This window comes from Flavobacterium notoginsengisoli, from assembly GCF_014207905.1.
GTDB classification, from domain to species: Bacteria; Bacteroidota; Bacteroidia; order Flavobacteriales; family Flavobacteriaceae; genus Flavobacterium; species Flavobacterium notoginsengisoli_A.
In genome coordinates this window covers 752,495-770,891 of record NZ_JACHLB010000002.1, presented here as the reverse complement: position 1 = coordinate 770,891, position 18,397 = coordinate 752,495, and the positions used below count along the sequence as shown (strand labels likewise).

The following is an 18,397-nucleotide window of genomic DNA, read 5'->3' as shown; positions in this document are numbered from 1 at the left end:
TTTTAAGAAAGGTTTGACGCAAGTTGAGCCTTTTTTATTGATATAGTTTGTCATTCCGAGGAACGAGGAATCTCCGTAAGAAGCTCGACAAAGATTGGTGACTATAGAAACGGAGTTTCGTGTGGAGATTCCTCGTTCCTCGGAATGACAAACTATACGGATAAGGCTTCGACTTCGCTCAGCCTGACAAACATTATATCATAAAGAAGAAGTATAGTTAATAAAATCCTTCAATCAACAATCAACAATCAACAATCAACAATCAACAATCAACAATCAACAATCAACAATCAACAATCAACAATCAACAATCAACAATTAACAATTAACAATTAACAATTAACAATTAACAATTAACAATTAACAATTAATATCACCCTCCAATCGCAATCATACTACGATTATCAAAATGAAGCGTTGGATCATTAATTTCATTAACTGTAGACATTCCTGCACGAACTTTCTTTTTATTTTGAATGGAATTTGAAATCAAATCAGTGATCGATTCTCCATTTCTAAAAGCGGTCAATAAATCGGTTTCTGAGTTAGAGAAAAGACAGTTTTTTATTTTTCCGTTGGCCGTCAAGCGGATGCGGTTGCAGCTGTCACAAAAGGGATTTGTAATAGAACTGATGATTCCGAAATTGCCTTGAAAATCTTTTATTTTATAATTTCTAGAAGTGAAGTTTTTTTCGTTTTCTAATTTTTGAATTACTTCTAAAGGAAATTGAGTTTCAACTAAATCTAAAATCTCTTTTTGCGAAACCATTTTACTTCTATCCCACTCGTTTCCAGCAAAAGGCATAAACTCGATAAAGCGTACAGAAATGGGCAGAAACTGAGTCAGTTTTATAAAATCTACGATTTCGTTATCATTAAAACCTTTTATTAAAACCACATTTACTTTTACATCAAAATCATGATTTAAAAGCAAATGCAAATTATCAATAACTTTTTCAAACTGATTTCTAAGCGTTATAGAATGAAATTTTGACGAAATCAAAGTATCTAAACTCAAATTAATCTTTTTGACTTTAAATTGCTTTAAAGTCTCAATATGACGATCAATTAAGATTCCGTTTGTTGTAATAGAAAGCGAAATTTCTAATTCAGATAATTTGGAAACAATTTCTGGAAAATCTTTTCTTAATAAAGGTTCTCCGCCGGTTAATCTTATTTTATCAACACCATTTTTTACGAAAGTTTGGGCAATAGCAAAAATCTCTTCGGCAGTCATTAAACTTGCTTTTGGAGAAAGTGCGATTCCATCAGCTGGCATGCAGTACGTACAACGCAGGTTGCATTTTTCCAACAGCGAAATGCGCAAATAATTGTGCTTGCGTCCAAAACCATCCGTCAAAATAGTGTTAGAGGCTGTCATGATTTTTTCCTTTTAAAATATGAAAAACGTGCAGCAAATGAGGAAAAACAGCATCCATAGATTCTCTTGCGCCGTTTGTTGAACCTGGCAATGCTAAAACGACAGTTTTTCCTAAAGTTCCAGCAACAGTTCTAGACAGCATCGCATAAGGCATTCTTTGTTGTCCGTAATTACGAATCGCTTCTTCTATTCCTGGAATTCTACTTTCTAATAAAGGAGCCAAAGCTTCTGGAGTGACATCTCGCGGAGATAAACCTGTTCCACCAGTAAAAATAACGAGCTGATTATCTTTAGCGAAAGCTTTTGTTTTTTCCTGAATAATATCCAATTCGTCTGGAATGATTTCGTAATGCGAAGTTTCAACTCCGTATGAATCTAATTTTTCAACAATAACTTTTCCAGATCTATCTTCTTTATCTCCAGCAAAAATTGAATCGGAACAAACGAAAACAGCGGCTTTAATAACATTCGAAAATTTATTTTTGAAAGACGATTTTCCGCCTTCTTTATTAACCAATTTAATAGTTGAAATTTCAATTTCTTTATCAATCGGTTTCAGCATATCGTACATTGTCAAAGCCACGATAGACGCGCCGTGCATAGCTTCGACCTCAACTCCAGTTTTGTAAACGGTTTTGACTTTGAAAATAATATGTATTTCTAAACCTTCAATATTGTATTCAACGGCTGTGTATTCAATAGGAAGCGGATGACAATCTGGAATCGATAAATGCGTATTTTTTACTGCAAACAATCCAGCAGTTTTTGCCATTTCAAAAACGTTTCCTTTTGGCACTAAATTATTCACAACGGCATCAACAGTTTCTTGTCGGCTAACTTTTACTATTGCAGTTGCAGTTGCTACTCTTAAAGTGCTTATTTTATGGGTAATATCTACCATTTTATTTTTTAACTATTTTGTTTCCAAGTAAATGTATCGTTTTCAAACATTTCTTTACCAAAAATCGGAACGTCTGTTTTTATCCAATTTACAATAGCTTCTGTTGCTTCATAAACTTGTTTGCGACGAGTTGCCGAAACAAAAACGAATAAACAGATTTCACCAGCCTTTACAACGCCTAAACTATGATAAATATGCATACAGGTTAAATCGAATTTAGCGAAAGCTTTTTCTCTAATTGTGTACAAAGCCTCATTTGCCATGTCTTTGTATGCCGAATAATCAATCGCCACAACCGTATTGTCATGAATCACATCGGCACGAACTTGTCCTAAAAAAATATTATGCGCTCCGATTGTATGTTTGGATTGATGTTTGGCAATCGATTCTGCTATAAATTCAGGAGAAATTGGCCCTTCTACAAATACATTTTTACTCATTTTTTATGTTTTTTATTTGCCACACATTAAAAGGATTAAAATGATTTTTACATCCAATTTGTCAGGCTGAGCGAAGTCGAAGCCCAATTCCAACTGGCGCACCCTTCAACTTCGCTCAGGGTGAAAATCTAAATTATAATCTTTTAATCTGCGACTATAAATATCTCTAATTCTTATTAAGAATTTTAAAAGCCATTCATCAAGCTTTTCAATTCTTTTGTTCTGCTAATTGTAAGCTGCATTCTACAATCTGCGTACATTTTACTTGCTATAACTCCACCCATACCTTCGGGATAAGATTTAAATTTACAATTAGAATCTCTAAACTTTATCCAATCTTTTTGGGCAGCAACTAAAGCTGTTTGATCTTTAGCACCTAATTTCTTTTTTAGCTGATTATAAACTTGATTCAATTCTTTATCTGCTTTATCATAAGCTTCATAAAGCTCTGTTTCGCCTGTAGCATCGACATGCTTCTGAGAAAACATTATTTGATTAAAACAAAAACACAAAAACAAAACCATGAATATTTTTTTCATCGTAAAAATTATTAAGTTTTAAATAGATATTTTTTCTTTCAATAAATTTTTCATTGCTAAAGCACCGCCAGAAATACTTTTTACTTTTTTAAATTGATGTTTTTGAAGTAATTCTGTTGCAATTTTACTTCTTATTCCAGATTGGCAAAAAATATAAATCCTTTGATTTTTATGCAGTTTTTCAATTTCATTTTCCAAATGCATTAACGGAATTTGAATCTGATTTTTTAAATTGATTTTTGGCGATTCATCTCTATTTCTAACATCTAAAAAGAGAATTTCATCATTTTCTATTTCATTTAAAATTGCATCGAATTGTACTTCATGAATTTGATTTCCCTCTGAATTATATTGTCGCTCAAAATCTTCTTTGGTTATTTCAAGATTAGCATTTTTTTCGAAATCATACTTTTGCTGTTCGCTGTTTAAAATATCGTAAACCAATATTTTTCCACTTAGAACATTTCCAATTCCTAGAATTATTTTTAAAACTTCATTGGCTTGAAGCATTCCAATCATTCCAACGGTAACTCCAATTACGCCAGCATCTTCGCAATTTAAAGCATTCTTATTTTCATCTGGATATAAACACCTGTAGGTTGGTCCGTTTTGATAATTGAAAACCGAAACCTGACCTTGAAATCTAAAAACAGAGCCATAAACCATTGGTTTATTGACTAAAAGACAAGCATCATTTATTAAATATTTAATGGAAATATTGTCTGTTGCATCGACAATAATATCATATTTTTCGAAAAGTGAAAGCGCATTTTTACCAGATAATTTTTCCGAAAAAGCAATTACTTTTATTTCTGGATTCAATTCTGAAATCATCAATTTAGCTTGATCTACTTTCGATTTTCCGACAGCCGAAGTTTTATAAATCACTTGTCGATGTAAGTTTGAAATCTCGATTGCATCATCATCCATAATTCCGATTTCTCCAACTCCAGCCGCAGCTAAATAAGGCAAAATTGCTGCACCTAAACCTCCAGCACCGATTACTAAAACTTTTGCTTTTGATAATTCATACTGTCCTTCTTCTCCAATTTCTGGAAGAATAATTTGTCGGTTATATCTCGTTGAATCTTTCATTATTTTTAATTAACCTCCTGCAAATGGGGGTAATAATGCTACAATATCACTTGTTTGTAAAGTATAATCTGAAATCTTTGAAACTATTTTTTGATTTACTGCAACGCTAAAAGTCAATGATTCAAATTCATATTTTTCGTTCAAATCCTGCAATAATTTTTGCAATGACAATTCTTCAGAAAAAGATAATTTTTCGAATTCACATTTAGTTTTTTCGGCTACAGCTCCAAAATATTTAACTTCAATCATTTTTATAAATTTAAATTCTGAAAAATAAATTCATCGTCAAAATGTTCCTGAAAATACTCCGTTAATTTTGACGTATTTTTCACTACTTCACCAATCACAATAATAGCAGGTGATGAAATGTTATTTTCGGATACCAATTTAGTGATTGTGTTTATAGTTCCAATCACTTTTTGTTCTGAATTTTTCGTTCCGTTCTGAATAATTGCAATTGGAAGATCATCATTTCTATTTTTCTGATAAATCGAAATGATTTCATCTAATTTATGCATTCCCATTAAAATAACTACTGTAGCAGCCGATTTTGATGCTAAATGAACATCTTTAGACAATTCGTGATTAGATGTAGTTCCTGTAATTACCCAAAAACTTTCTGCTATTTTGCGCTGTGTCAAACTAATTCCCGCCGAAGCTGGAACGCCTAAAGCAGATGAAATTCCTGGGACAACAGCCGTTTCTAATCCAAATTTTATAGCATAATCTATTTCTTCGCTTCCTCTTCCAAAAACAAAAGAATCGCCACCTTTTAGGCGAACTACATGTCCGTGAAGATTAGCCATCGAAACAATCAAATCGTTAATCTGATCTTGTGTATAAGCATGACAACCTAAACGTTTTCCAACAAAAACAATTTCAGCATTTGATGCATACTCTAGTAATTCTTCATTTACTAAAGCATCGTACAAAACTACATCGGCACTTTCTAAAGCTTTAATTGCTTTTATGGTAATCAATTCAACATCACCAGGACCTGCGCCTACAATCGTCAATTTCGGGGTTTTTAAATTTCGCATAGTCTTTTACATTAAATTGATATTCAAGTCGTTTAATTCATCAGCCGAATTAATATTAGTTAAATGAAAGTTCTCACTTTCTTCTATGTTGATAATTTGGTGCGGTAATTTAGCCAGCAAATCCATCATTTTCAATTCATTCGATTCGATTGCTTCTTTAATCGTTGGAACGATACTTTTAGAATAAATTCCGATTAATGGATGTGTTTTACTTTCGGAAGCAAAAACTGTAATTTCAGCTTCTTTTGTATGTTTTGAAATTAATTCCTGTAATAATTCTGTAGAAATTAACGGAATATCACAGCTTAATATGAGATTAAATTCGGTTTCAGAATGTGACAAAGCGGTGTAAATTCCACCAAGCGGACCTTTATCTATAACTAAATCCGGAATTTTTTCATACTCCAAATAATCATATTCTTTCGAAGCTGTAATTAATTTTATTTGATCTGTAATAGGTAAAATTGCCTGAATAATATGTTCTATGAAAGGTTTTTCCTGAAACAAAACCAATCCTTTTTCTGACTGCATTCTAGAGCTTTTTCCTCCACAAAGAATAAATACTGTTAGTGTTTCCATGGTTTTGTTTTTTTATTTTGTTTCAGGTTTCAAGTTTCAGGTTGATGTGCTATGTGTTTTTATTTATATAGCGTTTCTCATAATACATCTCAAATCTTTCCTCTTGCTTCTTGCTTCTTTCCCCTTTCCTCTTTCCTCTTGTTTCTTGCTTCTTCCCTCTTTCAACTCTAATCAATCGGTAATATCGTAACTAGCTGACCTTTTTTAATATTTTGTGCGTCCTGCGGTATAATGATTAAACCATTCGCTATAGCGAAAGAATTAAGCATTGCAGAACTTTGTCCCTCTAGAATTGTCACTGAAGTTTCATCATATAACGCTTTTAGAAAAAGTGTTTTCCCAGTTGTATTTTCAAAAGAGCTATTCAATTTACGAACAATTTTCGGCAGATGTGTATTCGAGAATCCCATTCTGTTTCTAATGGCTGGATAAACATAAATATAAAAATTCGTCAGCGATGAAGCCGGATTTCCTGGAAGAGCAAAAACCAAAGTTTCTTTTTTAGATCCGAAAAACATTGGTTTTCCAGGTCTTTGGTTAATTTTATAAAAAAGCTCTTCTACTCCATTTTTAATCAATGCCTCTTTAACGAAATCGTAATCACCAACAGAAATTCCGCCAGAAATCAAGACAATATCATTTTTTTTCAGAATGGATTTTAATGCTTTTTGTGTTGCTTTTAAATTGTCTTTAACGGTATGTATTTTTATCTTTTTAATTCCGATTGTTTGCAACGCTGCCGCTAACATCACAGAATTACTTTCGTAAATCTTCCCTTTTGAAAGTTTCTTGCCCGGTTTTACCAATTCGTTTCCTGTTACCAAAATAGCCACTTTTGGCTTTTTATAAACTGTAATTTCTGTAATTCCTAAACAGGCTAAAAAACCAATTGCAGCTGGAGTAATTACTGTATTTGCATCAAAAACTACATCTTCAATATTAATTTGTTCACCTTTATTTCTAATATTAGCAAAAGGTTCTGGCTTTGTAGCAATCAAAATTGATTTTTCGTTTGCCATAACATGTTCCTGCATCACAACCGTATCTGCATTGTCTGGAACATAAGCGCCAGTAAAAATTCTTATCGTTTCGTTTTCTTTAATTTTAATATTAGAATGATCTCCAGCTTGAGAAATTCCAACAATATCAAATTGATGTCTTTCTGAATGAATAAAAGCATAACCGTCCATTGCAGACTGTCTAAAAGGTGGCATCGAAATTGGCGAATAAATCGTTTCTGCGAGAATATAACCTAATGCTTTTTTTACCGCTATCTTTTGTGTCGACAAACTAGAGCTATTTGCTGCAACGATTTCTAATGCTTCTTTTACTTCTATCATTTTTCTAATTATAAAACTAAGTAAAAATACTTATTACAAATATAAGTATTTATTCTTATCATGAATAAAAAATTTTATTTTCTTTTAACCTCTATAAATTTACTCTAATTTATTCGAAATCACTTTTAAAATTAGTTTAGAAATTTCCATAATAATCTCCTTAAAAGCTTTTTGCTGACGTTTTTGAATGTTTTTTAAGGAAAATGAGTTTTGAAATCTTTTAAAAAAGAGCCTTAAAACCATGTAAAATACTACATTTTAAAGTTTATCTTAAATTTTATTTTAACATTTCTTCTCATTTAAAATCATTTCGCATCTCCTTTAAAATAAGGTAGTTTCGAAAGAATAGCGCTTTTGCAAGCACTTGTAATGGCAGTTTTTTCAAAAAAAAATCTTTAAACTTTTGGTTTTTATTATATAAAATTTAACTTTGTCTATAGGATTAGTAGAGTTTAAATAATGTTTCAAACATAAAAATTATTATTGTGAAAACGACAGAAAGCATATCGCATTACATTCTTCCTAAAGTATACACTTATAACACTTTCTGTTATATGTGTTTCTGTTGTTAAAAATCTACTTTTAATTTATGTGCTTTTTATTTCTTTTTTCAAAAGCAGATCTCTTAAAAATTCACCACCCAAAATATTTATTGAATTTACCCAAAAATCTTTCAGTTGCATTTTTATTGCATCTGATTGATTCTTGAAACCATACCTATATTTCAAAAATTAAAATGACTAACAATTAAAAAAACTAAAATGAAAACAATGCAAAGCTGTTGCTGTAAATAAAAAAAGCCATTTCTGCGGCAACAGAAATGGCGAGGCTTAAAGAACATTTATCACTAAATCAAGAACACTTTTAGAGTGCTGTATAAACAGTGCTCAGGGCGTCTTGTTAATTACTTAAAACCAACACAAAGAAATGAAAAAAAAGTTAAACATACACATACTGCTGTTTCTACTCTTCATAACGGCAGGCATACAAGCCCAGAATACAACCCCGCTCATTCAATCAAAACTAGATGGAACTGTAGTCGATGACATTACAAATCAGCCTATTATAGGCGCTTCTGTCACCATTAAAGGAACAACTCACGGCGTTGTTACCGATGCAGAAGGAAAGTTCTATTTTCAAACGGGGCAGAAATTTCCATACACCTTAATTGTAAGCTATATTGGTTACAAAAAGGCAGAAGTAATTGTAGAGAAAAATCCAATAATTATCAACTTAAAGGAAGAACGTCAAGAACTTAATGAATTGGTCGTTGTTGGATATGGAACACAGAAAAGAAAAGACATTACTGGTTCTGTAGCTTCTGTACCAAAAGCTAATTTGTCTCAAGTAACTTCTTCAGCCGATAATCTTTTAAGAGGTGCTGTTGCTGGGGTTGTAGTTACACAAAGTTCTGGACGTCCAGGCGCATCTTCGAGTGTTCGTATTCGTGGAGGAAATTCAATTACCGCTGGAAATGAACCTTTATACGTTGTAGATGGAATTTTAATTTATAACGATAATGCTAACAGTTCTGCTGGAGTTACTTATGCAGGCGCAAGTGTAAACGTTTTGTCTACCATAAATCCTGCTGATATTGAATCTATTGAAGTTTTGAAAGATGCTTCTGCAACAGCAATTTATGGTTCTCGAGGTGCCAACGGAGTTGTTATTATTACAACCAAAAAAGGAACAAAAGGACAAGACAATATTTCGTACCAAGGCTATTTCGGATTTCAAAATATCTCTAAAAAATTGAAATTAATGAATGCCAGCGAATGGGCAAGTTTACGAAATGATGTTCAGGCAAGTATCGGTCAGGCTCCTTCGTTTAGTGACGCACAAATAGAAGCATTAAAAACTTCTGGTAATTATGATTGGCAGTCTGCGGCTTTTAGAACTGCAGCGCCTGTGCAAAGCCATAATTTATCTTTCTCTGGCGGTGACGAAAGATCAAGATACTCTATTTCTGCAGGTTATTTTGATCAAGACGGAGTTGTTATAGCTACAGATTTTAAACGTATTTCTCTTCGTGCTAATTATGAAAGAAATTATTCTCAGAATTTCAAATTTGGTGTAAATGCCAATTATACAAATTCAATTTCAAATGGTGTAGGCGCCAGCAGCAGTGGAGGAAGAAATCCAAATCCTTTAGTTGGGGTTTTATTGACTGCTCCCGTAGTTCCGATAAAAAATGCTGACGGAAGTTATAATGTTACTAATAATCCTTATGCCACTTCTGTAAATGGTTATGTTCCTAATCCAATTAATGATTTGGAAAATACAATCAACGAAACTAAAATCAATAGAATTTTAACCAGCTTATTTGGCGAATACAAAATCACTAAAAAATTGACTGCCAAAGTTGCCGTTAGTGGAGATGTTATCAATACAAAACAAAACTACTATGCGCCAGCAAATACATCAAATGGTGCCGGAACAAAAGGTTTAGCTTCTGTTGGTGACAGAATTGTAAGTTCTGTATTGAATGAAAACACATTGAATTACAATACAAATTTTGGAGAAAATCATAAATTTTCTGCTTTAGGAGGTTATACACTTCAATACACAAAAGGCGAAGTCGTAAATGCAGGAGCACAGACTTTTGTAAATGATGCCAATACTTATAACGCCTTACAAGATGGTGTTGCCGTAAAACCTTATAGCGATGCTTACGAAAGTGTATTGAAATCTTGGCTGGCGAGAGTAAATTATTCTTATAAAGGAAAATACAATTTTACTCTTTCTGGACGTGCTGATGGTTCTTCAAGATTTGGTGCAGAGTCACTTTGGGGGTATTTCCCTTCTGCTGGTTTCTCTTGGAATATTACCGACGAAGAATTTGCAAAAGACATTAAAGGTGTAACCGAAGCCAAACTTAGAATTACCGCGGGAACAACAGGAAACCAAGAAATTGGAAATTACCTTTCTCTAGCTTCAATGGGTTCTGTAAACTATTCTTTTGGAGGTACATTATACACAGGTCTCGCTCCTACTCGATTGGCAAATCCAGATTTGAAATGGGAAAAAACAAATCAATATAATGTTGGATTGGATTTAGCTTTATTAGACCGAAAAATCAATTTTGTTTTTGATGTGTATTACAAAAAAACAAACGATTTATTGATCAGCGTTCCAGTGCCATTAAGTTCAGGTTATGCTACTATTCTACAAAATATTGGTGGTGTTGAAAATAAAGGTATCGAGATTGGTTTGACAACTGAAAACGTGAGAACAGAAAATTTTGCATGGAATTCAAACATTGTGTTTTCTGCCAACAAAAATAAAGTTGTCGCTATCGGAAATGGTGTAAATGAATTCTTTCCCGTAGTACCAAACGGTTCTTTATTACAACAGCAACCAGTAATTGTAAAAGTTGGTCTGCCTTTAGGAACTTTCTGGGGATACAGAACAAACGGAATTTTCCAAACTCAAGAAGAAGTAAATACACAGCCAAAAATCAACAGTTTAGCGAATACGAAAGTTGGAGATAGAAAATATGTTGATACAAACGGTGACGGCGTTATTAATGCACTTGACAAAGGAAATTTAGGAACATCACAACCAAAGTTTGTTGGAAGTTTCAGCAACACTATTTCATACAATGATTTTGATTTGAATTTTTCTTTCCAAGGTTCTTATGGCGGAAAAATCTTCAATGCTTTAAACCAACAATTAGAAATTTCAACTCTTGGAACTAATGCAGCAGCAACTTTAAATGATAGATGGACACCAACAAATCCAAGTAATGAAATTCCGAGAGCTACAAGTTCGCCTTTAGGAATTGTTTCTGAAAGATATGTAGAAGATGCTTCTTTCTTAAGATTGAAATTAATCACACTAGGCTACACATTACCAAAAAGTGTTTCTAAAAAATTCGGAACAAAAAGTGTGAAATTCTATGTCTCAGCAGAAAACTTAATTACATGGACAAAATATACTGGTTATGATCCAGAGGTAAGTTCATACGAACAAAATAACTTATATCCGGGAATTGACTTTGGTTCTTATCCAAATTCAAAAACATTCATCTCGGGCTTGAATGTAACTTTCTAAGTAAAAAAAAATATATCAAAATGAAAAAGATCATTATAACATTCCTTTTAAGTGCCGGTTTACTGGTATCGTGCACGGAACTTGAGGTAACACCGAACTCTTTTGTTACCGAAGACAATTATTTCAACACACAAGATGATGCTGTTGCCAGTGTAACTGCTGTTTATGCTTCCTTAAGTCTTGATCCTGGTGAACAAAGTTTGTTTGGAAGAAACCTTTATTTCTTAACTGATATGGGTTCAGATTACGCAGCTGCGGGAGTTTCTGCGACTAACCCGCAAGTAAGAGCGATGAGTGCATTAACTCACGATGCAACAACCGACCGCGTTCAAGTAGCTTGGAGACAGATTTATGCTGGAATCAATAGAGCAAATGTATCTATCGATAATATTCCGAAAGTAACAGGTAATGAAGTCATTAAAACAAGATTAATTAATGAAGCTAAATTTATTAGAGCATTACTTTATTTCCAAGCAGTGCGCCTTTGGGGTGGAGTTCCGATTGTTTTGCACGAAGCGACTTCAATTGATTTAGGCAGTTTAAAAACCAATAGAGCAACCGTCGAAGAAGTTTACACTCAAATCATTAAAGATTTGACAGATGCAGAAGCTTTGCCTGCAACTTATACTGCTGCAGATGCAGGACGCGCAACTTCTGGAGCGGCAAAAGCTATTTTAGCTAAAGTTTACATCACAAGAAAAGATTGGCCAAATACCATTTTAAAAGCCAGAGAGGTAATTAATGGCGGATATGGTTATGCTTTATTTGAAGACTTTCAAGATATTTTCACTAAAACTAAAAAGAACGGAAAAGAACATATTTTCTCTGTTCAGTTTGAGCCAAATCAAGCAGGAAATGGTTCTAGCGGAAGTACTTTTCAAGCAACTTCTTTCACTGGATTTACAGCAACTGAGCCAGCAGATATTGTATCAGATGTAGCTTTATTCTATGATATATATGCAGCAGGAGACAAAAGAAGAGATGTTAGTTATGCAAAGCAATTATTGAATCCAACAACAGGAACACTTTATACTTTTCCGAAACCGATTTTCAAAAAATATTTGGATTTAACTAATCTAGCTACTCCTTCAAACGTAGCAATCAATTTTCCGATTATTCGCTATGCAGATGTTCTTTTGACTTTAGCAGAAGCGATAAATGAACAAAGCGGACCAACTGCAGAAGCTTACGAATTGATAAATCAAGTTAGACGAAGAGCATTCGGAAAGGCAATTACAACACCAGATGTAACAGTAGATTTAGTGGCATTAAATCAGGCAACTTTTAGAGCGGCTATTCAGGAAGAACGTAAAAAAGAATTTGTTCAAGAAGGACAGCGTTGGTACGATTTGGTAAGATGGGGAACTTTGGTTACAGAGGTAAAAAAGGTAACGGCTAAAAACTCCGTTTCAGAAAGAAATAATCTTTATCCAATTCCGCAAAGCGAAAGAAATATTAATCCGGACGGTTTACCACAGAATCCTGGATATTAATGCCGAAAGCTTTTTAAACACATAGAAATATAGATTTTAAATTATTAAAAGGGAAAGTAAAGAGAAACTCGTTTCTCCACACATAGAACTATGAACATTTAAACAAGTGAAACGCCTTTTATCGATTCTAAAAGCTATGATTCTATGTGTTTAAAAAAATACAATTATTAAAAAAACTATATAACTAAAAAACTATAAAATGAAAAATTTAAAAAATAACAATAGGAGTAAAAGCTCTAAAAAAGGGCTTTTAATTACTGCTGTCCTGATTGCTCAATTGGGAATAGCACAAGAAAAAACAGAGTTTAAAGGAACAATCGGCAAGACTTTGGCTGATTCGAAAGAATATTGGCCAGATCCTGTAACGGCTCCAAAAGGTGCTCCGAATGTAGTTTGGATTTTATTGGACGATGTTGGATTTGGAGCTGCAAGTGCATTCGGTGGATTAATCAACACGCCGACTTTTGATAATTTAGCTAACAACGGACTTCGTTACACCAACTTTCATACTACAGCAATTTGTGCTCCTACCCGTGCCGCTTTATTGACTGGAAGAAATTCAGGAAGAGTTCACGTAAGCGGATTTTCTCATACCGTTTTATCTGCAGGTTTTCCAGGTTGGGACGGAAGAATTCCTTCTGATAAAGGAACAATTGCTGAGATTTTACGTGAAAATGGTTATAATACTTTCGCTGTTGGAAAATATGGTGTTACTCCAGATGAAGAAGCAACAGATGCTGGTCCGTTTGATAGATGGCCAACTGGAAAAGGTTTCGATCATTTCTATGGATTCTTAGGTTCTCAAACCGATCAGTACAACCCCGATTTGGTTGAAGATCAAGTTCACATTAAACCTGACGGAAGACATTTAAATGAATTAATTACAGATAAAGCCATTAGCTACATTCAGAAACAACAGAAAGCAGCGCCTGGAAAACCATTTTTCTTGTATTATGCGCCAGGAGCAGTTCACGCACCTCATCAAGTTGCTGAAAAATGGGTTGAACCATATAAAGGAAAATTTGATGAAGGTTGGGATGTTTACCGCGAAAAAGTTTTGGCAAATCAAAAGAAATTAGGAACTATTCCTGCAAATGCTGTTTTGCCAGAACGTAATGCTCTTATTACAGAATGGAAAAAATTAACTCCAGACCAAAAGAAAGTTTACGCAAGATTCATGGAAGTTTACGCTGGATTCTTGACTTATACAGATTATGAAATTGGTAGAGTTGTGGATTATTTAAAACAAAGCGGACAGCTTGATAATACTTTGATTTTTGTTGCTATTGGAGATAATGGAGCAAGTAAAGAAGGAACTTTACAAGGAACAATCAATCAGAGTTTATTTGCTCAAGGAAAAACAGAAGAGGAAAATCTTCAAAGCAACTTAAACAACATTGGCGAGATTGGAACTGCAAAAGGTTTAAACACCAATTATCCGTTAGGATGGGCTCAGGCGACAAATGCTCCTTTCAAAAATTGGAAACAAGATGCACATTCTGAAGGTGGAACTCGCAACCCATTGATTGTTTTTTATCCAAACGGAATTAAAGATAAAGGCGGAATTAGAAATCAATATAGCCACGTAACCGATTTACTTCCAACAACTTTAGATATTGTCGGAATTAAAGCGCCTGAATATATCAAAAACATCAAACAAGATATTATTCAAGGTTCTACTTTTAAAGCTTCTCTTGATAATCCGAAAGCAGAATCTTTACACAAAGTACAGTATTACTACATTTTTGGAAACAGAGCAATTTACAAAGACGGATGGAAAGCTTCTGCTGCACATTTACCAGATTCATTTGCTGTAAAACAATCTTTAGGAAAAAGCGAAAAACCAGCTGCAAGTAACTTCGATACGGATGTTTGGGAATTATACAACCTAAACGAAGACTTTAATGAACGTAATAACTTGGCGAAAAAATATCCTGAAAAACTAGCCGAACTTCAGAAATTATTTGACGAACAAGCCAAAGAAAACAACGTTTACCCGTTGATTGACTGGCAAGATGTTTATAATAGAAGAATTCACAATACTGCTGCTGACAAAGGAAAAACGCTTCAAGATTTAGTAAAACAAGTAACTAAACCTGCAGATACAGAAACTACAAAATAATGATTTCAATAACCTGCAAGGTTTTCAAAACCTTGTAGGTTTCAAATATCCAACCAGAAAAATCTTTAATGATTAATTAGGTTTGAAAATCACACCTACAAGGTTTTGAAAACCTTGCAGGATAAACTTATAAAGATGAAAAAAATAAATAATAACATAAAAAGTCATAGAAATCATCAAAAAGGGCTTTTAATTGCTGCTTTACTTATTGCTCAATTTAGTTTTGGTCAGTTAAAACCAGATCCAAATTACAAAGGTGTCGTTGGTAAAACTTTAGCAGATTCCAAAGAATATTGGATTGAACCCGTAAAACCTCCAGAAGGCGCGCCAAATGTAGTTTGGATTCTATTAGATGATGTTGGTTTCGGAGCAACTAGTGCTTTTGGAGGATTAATCAATACTCCAACTTTTGAAAAATTAGCAAATAATGGTTTACGCTACACCAACTTTCACACTACAGCAATTTGTGCGCCAACACGTTCCGCATTATTAACAGGACGCAATTCGCATGCTGTACACGTTGGAGGATTTTCGCATACTTCTATGTCAGCAGGTTTCCCTGGTTGGGACGGAAGACTTCCTTCTTCGGCGGGAACTATTGCAGAGATTTTGCGTGACAACGGTTATAACACTTTTGCAGTCGGAAAATATGGAGTTACTCCCGATGAAGATGCAACAGATGCAGGACCTTTTGACAGATGGCCAACAGGAAAAGGTTTTGAACATTTTTACGGATTCTTAGGTTCTCAAACCGATCAATACAATCCTGATTTGGTAGAAGATCAGACTTGGCTAAATGGAAACACAAAATTAAATGGAGCCGAAAAAGACCGATCTAAAAATGAGTTTACTACCGATCTAAAAGGAAAACATTTAAGCGAATTGATTACAGATAAAGCTATTACTTACATTGACCGTCAGAAACATGCGGCTCCTAATAAACCATTCTTTTTGTATTATGCGCCGGGAGCAACGCATTCTCCGCATCAAGTAGAAAAACAATGGAGCGATAAATACAAAGGCAAATTTGATGATGGTTGGGATGCTTACCGTGACAAAGTAATTGCTAATCAGAAAAAATTAGGTTTGATTCCTTCTGATGCTAAATTGCCAATTCGTGATTCTTATGTCCCTGCATGGAATACTTTATCTGCAGATGAGAAAAAATTATATGCACAGTTTATGGAAATATACGCCGGATATCTGGAATATACAGACTATGAAGTGAGCCGAATTGTAGATCATCTAAAATCAATTAATCAACTAGATAATACTATTTTCTATGTTATTTTAGGAGACAACGGAGCAAGTAAAGAAGGAACTTCAATTGGATTGGTTGATGAGTCTTTCAGAAAACTTTCTGATCCGAAGATTAAGGAAGAATCTTTGAAAAACAATTTATCTAAAACTAATTTATTAGGAACTCCAGCCGCAACAAAAGAAAATTATCCGCACGGATGGGCTTTGGCAGCTAATACACCGTTTAGAAACCTAAAACAAGACGCACATTCTGAAGGAGGAACTCGCAATCCGCTGATTGTTTATTATCCAAAAGGAATTAAAACACCTGGAATTCGTACGCAATACGGGCACGTAATTGATATTTTGCCAACAACTTTAGAAACTGTCGGAATCAAAGCGCCAGAAACAATCAGAGGAATTGCTCAAGATTCTATTCAAGGAACTTCTTTAGCTTATTCTTACACTGATGCGAAAGCGCCTTCTAGACATAAAATTCAACATTATTATATTTTCGGTTCAAGATCGCTTTATAAAGATGGTTGGAAAGCTTCGGCACCACATCACCCTGATTATATTGATATTACTCAAAATGATGCTTTATCTAAAAAAGACGAGCCAAGTAATTTTGATAATGATGTTTGGGAACTTTATAATCTAAATACCGATTTTAACGAAAGAATCGATTTAGCTAAAAAATACCCAGAAAAACTAAAAGAGCTTCAAGCAGAATTCGACAATCAGGCGAAGAAAAATAACCTTTATCCGTTAATCGATTGGCAAGATGTTCTAAGACAGCGTATTCACAAGAAAAACAAATAAAAAAATATAACAAAAAAGTTATCAGTTTAACATATTTAATTCTACTAAATCTATAGAATTAAAAGATATTTTGTTTAGTTTTACATTAACTATTAAAAATCAGACAGATGAAACGAGTAGACTATGAAATTATAGGAAAAAAGATTGTCGTTGGGATAATCTTGTTTTTAGTACCGTTAGCGATTTTAGCTGGAGGTTTAACAATAATTAATCAATTTTTAAAATAAGAAATCATGGCAATAGTTCAAAAAGAAAAGTTACCTAGAGACTTAACAATAAGTTTCTTTATTTATTCACTGCCAGTATTGGCAATTTACCTTTATTTTAAAATAACTGGTGGCGCTGTAAGCGAATCGCATATTACATTGCCAGCTTTTTTAGAATTCGCAAAACCAGCTTTCGAAAATATTCGAACTTGGGGATTAACTGCTTTTATGGTTGTTTTAGGAATTATAGAATTTGCCGCAGGTTTATATGATGACGAATGGACTGGCGAAGAACGCAAAATTGATATCGTTTGTTTCTTAGCGCCAAAATTAATTTTGCCTCCTATAATCGCATTTTTCAGTTTAACGGCTTTACCTTATTTATTGCCAAATGCTGCCAATGCATTATCATGGGTTCCTTTTTGGGGCGGATTTTTCCTAATCGCAATTGCAGATGATTTAACCCAATATTGGTATCATAGATTGCATCATCAAGTTCCATTTTTATGGCGTTTTCATAGAACACATCATTCGGCTCCATACATGGGAATGGCGATGGCTTCTAGACAAAATTTCATTTACACGGTTTTCTTTTCTCAAATTTATTTGACAGCAACTTTAACTTATTTAGGTTTAGGATTACCTGCTTTATTTGTTTTGGTAATTAAAAGTGTCATCACTTTAGGCGCGCATTCAAGTATTCCTTGGGATAAACCTTTTTACAAATACAAAGTTTTACATCCAATTGCTTGGGTTTTAGAAAGACTGATTTCAACTCCTGCAACGCATCATGCACATCACGCGGATACAAGCGGAGATGGTGTTGGACATTTTAAAGGAAATTTCGGAAACATGTTCTTCATTTGGGATATGATTTTTGGAACAGGATTGATTACACGTAAATATCCAGAATCTTTCGGAACAAAATCGTACAAACAAGAAGAATGGTACGCTCAGTTTTTATGGCCAATTTTCAAATCTAAAAAAGAAGGAAGTTCTTTGGCAGAAGGTGTATTATCATTTCCATTTAAAGCTAAACCTGTAGAAAATAAAGTAGAGACTGCAGAACCAACTCCAGTTTTGGAACAAGTCTAATATTTAGTAAGTAAATAAAAATATAAAATGTGGCAGTGTATTCAAATTGATC

General features: G+C 33.7%; 14 protein-coding genes. 5 read left to right on the top strand and 9 right to left on the bottom strand.

Annotated features, from left to right (window positions below):
• Nucleotides 1–373 precede the first annotated feature (373 nt).
• The 9 genes from moaA to HNP35_RS10225 all read right to left on the bottom strand — a co-directional run bounded on the left by moaA (nucleotide 374) and on the right by HNP35_RS10225 (nucleotide 7,315).
• Nucleotides 374–1,381: a GTP 3',8-cyclase MoaA gene (moaA, locus tag HNP35_RS10265; protein WP_184161092.1), complete on the bottom strand. Its 1,008-nt coding sequence runs from the start codon at nucleotides 1,379–1,381 to the stop codon at nucleotides 374–376.
• Complete coding sequence (gene moaCB / locus HNP35_RS10260; protein WP_184161089.1) at nucleotides 1,368–2,282, bottom strand: bifunctional molybdenum cofactor biosynthesis protein MoaC/MoaB; 915 nt, start codon at nucleotides 2,280–2,282, stop codon at nucleotides 1,368–1,370. The genes moaA and moaCB overlap by 14 nt, the downstream gene beginning before the upstream one ends.
• Nucleotides 2,283–2,290: 8 nt before the next feature.
• Entirely contained in the window at nucleotides 2,291–2,722 is a 432-nt protein-coding gene (locus HNP35_RS10255) for a molybdenum cofactor biosynthesis protein MoaE (protein ID WP_184161086.1), read from the bottom strand.
• Between the two features lie 185 nt (nucleotides 2,723–2,907).
• On the bottom strand, nucleotides 2,908–3,261 hold the full coding sequence (locus HNP35_RS10250) for a lysozyme inhibitor LprI family protein (RefSeq protein ID WP_184161084.1): 354 nt from the start codon (nucleotides 3,259–3,261) through the stop codon (nucleotides 2,908–2,910).
• Nucleotides 3,262–3,279: 18 nt separating this feature from the next.
• Nucleotides 3,280–4,356, bottom strand: coding sequence for a HesA/MoeB/ThiF family protein (gene moeB / locus HNP35_RS10245; protein ID WP_184161080.1), 1,077 nt, complete (start codon nucleotides 4,354–4,356; stop codon nucleotides 3,280–3,282).
• Between the two features lie 9 nt (nucleotides 4,357–4,365).
• Nucleotides 4,366–4,605 (bottom strand): MoaD/ThiS family protein, encoded by a 240-nt coding sequence (locus HNP35_RS10240; RefSeq protein ID WP_184161077.1) that lies wholly within the window; start codon nucleotides 4,603–4,605, stop codon nucleotides 4,366–4,368.
• A 2-nt stretch (nucleotides 4,606–4,607) separates the two neighbouring features.
• On the bottom strand, nucleotides 4,608–5,396 hold the full coding sequence (gene cobA, locus HNP35_RS10235) for a uroporphyrinogen-III C-methyltransferase (RefSeq protein ID WP_184161074.1): 789 nt from the start codon (nucleotides 5,394–5,396) through the stop codon (nucleotides 4,608–4,610).
• A 6-nt stretch (nucleotides 5,397–5,402) separates the two neighbouring features.
• Nucleotides 5,403–5,975 (bottom strand): molybdenum cofactor guanylyltransferase, encoded by a 573-nt coding sequence (locus HNP35_RS10230; protein ID WP_184161070.1) that lies wholly within the window; start codon nucleotides 5,973–5,975, stop codon nucleotides 5,403–5,405.
• A gap of 167 nt (nucleotides 5,976–6,142) precedes the next feature.
• Complete coding sequence (locus HNP35_RS10225; RefSeq protein WP_184161067.1) at nucleotides 6,143–7,315, bottom strand: molybdopterin molybdotransferase MoeA; 1,173 nt, start codon at nucleotides 7,313–7,315, stop codon at nucleotides 6,143–6,145.
• Nucleotides 7,316–8,242: 927 nt separating this feature from the next.
• On the opposite strand from HNP35_RS10225, the gene HNP35_RS10220 reads away from it, so the two are divergent.
• The 5 genes from HNP35_RS10220 (at nucleotide 8,243) to HNP35_RS10200 (ending at nucleotide 18,345) form a co-directional block, all read left to right on the top strand.
• A complete protein-coding gene (locus HNP35_RS10220; protein ID WP_184161065.1) occupies nucleotides 8,243–11,368 on the top strand; it encodes a SusC/RagA family TonB-linked outer membrane protein in 3,126 nt (1,041 codons plus the stop codon).
• A gap of 20 nt (nucleotides 11,369–11,388) precedes the next feature.
• Nucleotides 11,389–12,861, top strand: a complete 1,473-nt coding sequence (locus tag HNP35_RS10215; RefSeq protein WP_184161062.1) for a RagB/SusD family nutrient uptake outer membrane protein — start codon at nucleotides 11,389–11,391, stop codon at nucleotides 12,859–12,861.
• A 199-nt stretch (nucleotides 12,862–13,060) separates the two neighbouring features.
• Nucleotides 13,061–14,983, top strand: coding sequence for an arylsulfatase (locus tag HNP35_RS10210; protein ID WP_184161059.1), 1,923 nt, complete (start codon nucleotides 13,061–13,063; stop codon nucleotides 14,981–14,983).
• Nucleotides 14,984–15,118: 135 nt separating this feature from the next.
• A complete protein-coding gene (locus tag HNP35_RS10205; RefSeq protein WP_184161056.1) occupies nucleotides 15,119–17,044 on the top strand; it encodes an arylsulfatase in 1,926 nt (641 codons plus the stop codon).
• A gap of 233 nt (nucleotides 17,045–17,277) precedes the next feature.
• The gene (locus tag HNP35_RS10200) at nucleotides 17,278–18,345 is read left to right on the top strand and encodes a sterol desaturase family protein (RefSeq protein ID WP_184161053.1); all 1,068 of its coding nucleotides are present in this window, start codon (nucleotides 17,278–17,280) and stop codon (nucleotides 18,343–18,345) included.
• The last annotated feature ends 52 nt before the right edge of the window (nucleotides 18,346–18,397 follow it).

Coding starts and splice junctions, on each gene's coding strand:
- moaCB (WP_184161089.1), bottom strand. CDS start 2,282: ATGGTAGATATTACCCATAAAATAAGCACTTTAAGAGTAGCAACTGCA.
- HNP35_RS10240 (WP_184161077.1), bottom strand. CDS start 4,605: ATGATTGAAGTTAAATATTTTGGAGCTGTAGCCGAAAAAACTAAATGT.
- HNP35_RS10225 (WP_184161067.1), bottom strand. CDS start 7,315: ATGATAGAAGTAAAAGAAGCATTAGAAATCGTTGCAGCAAATAGCTCT.
- HNP35_RS10215 (WP_184161062.1), top strand. CDS start 11,389: ATGAAAAAGATCATTATAACATTCCTTTTAAGTGCCGGTTTACTGGTA.
- HNP35_RS10205 (WP_184161056.1), top strand. CDS start 15,119: ATGAAAAAAATAAATAATAACATAAAAAGTCATAGAAATCATCAAAAA.
- HNP35_RS10220 (WP_184161065.1), top strand. CDS start 8,243: ATGAAAAAAAAGTTAAACATACACATACTGCTGTTTCTACTCTTCATA.
- HNP35_RS10230 (WP_184161070.1), bottom strand. CDS start 5,975: ATGGAAACACTAACAGTATTTATTCTTTGTGGAGGAAAAAGCTCTAGA.
- HNP35_RS10200 (WP_184161053.1), top strand. CDS start 17,278: ATGGCAATAGTTCAAAAAGAAAAGTTACCTAGAGACTTAACAATAAGT.
- moeB (WP_184161080.1), bottom strand. CDS start 4,356: ATGAAAGATTCAACGAGATATAACCGACAAATTATTCTTCCAGAAATT.
- HNP35_RS10255 (WP_184161086.1), bottom strand. CDS start 2,722: ATGAGTAAAAATGTATTTGTAGAAGGGCCAATTTCTCCTGAATTTATA.
- HNP35_RS10250 (WP_184161084.1), bottom strand. CDS start 3,261: ATGAAAAAAATATTCATGGTTTTGTTTTTGTGTTTTTGTTTTAATCAA.
- cobA (WP_184161074.1), bottom strand. CDS start 5,396: ATGCGAAATTTAAAAACCCCGAAATTGACGATTGTAGGCGCAGGTCCT.
- HNP35_RS10210 (WP_184161059.1), top strand. CDS start 13,061: ATGAAAAATTTAAAAAATAACAATAGGAGTAAAAGCTCTAAAAAAGGG.
- moaA (WP_184161092.1), bottom strand. CDS start 1,381: ATGACAGCCTCTAACACTATTTTGACGGATGGTTTTGGACGCAAGCAC.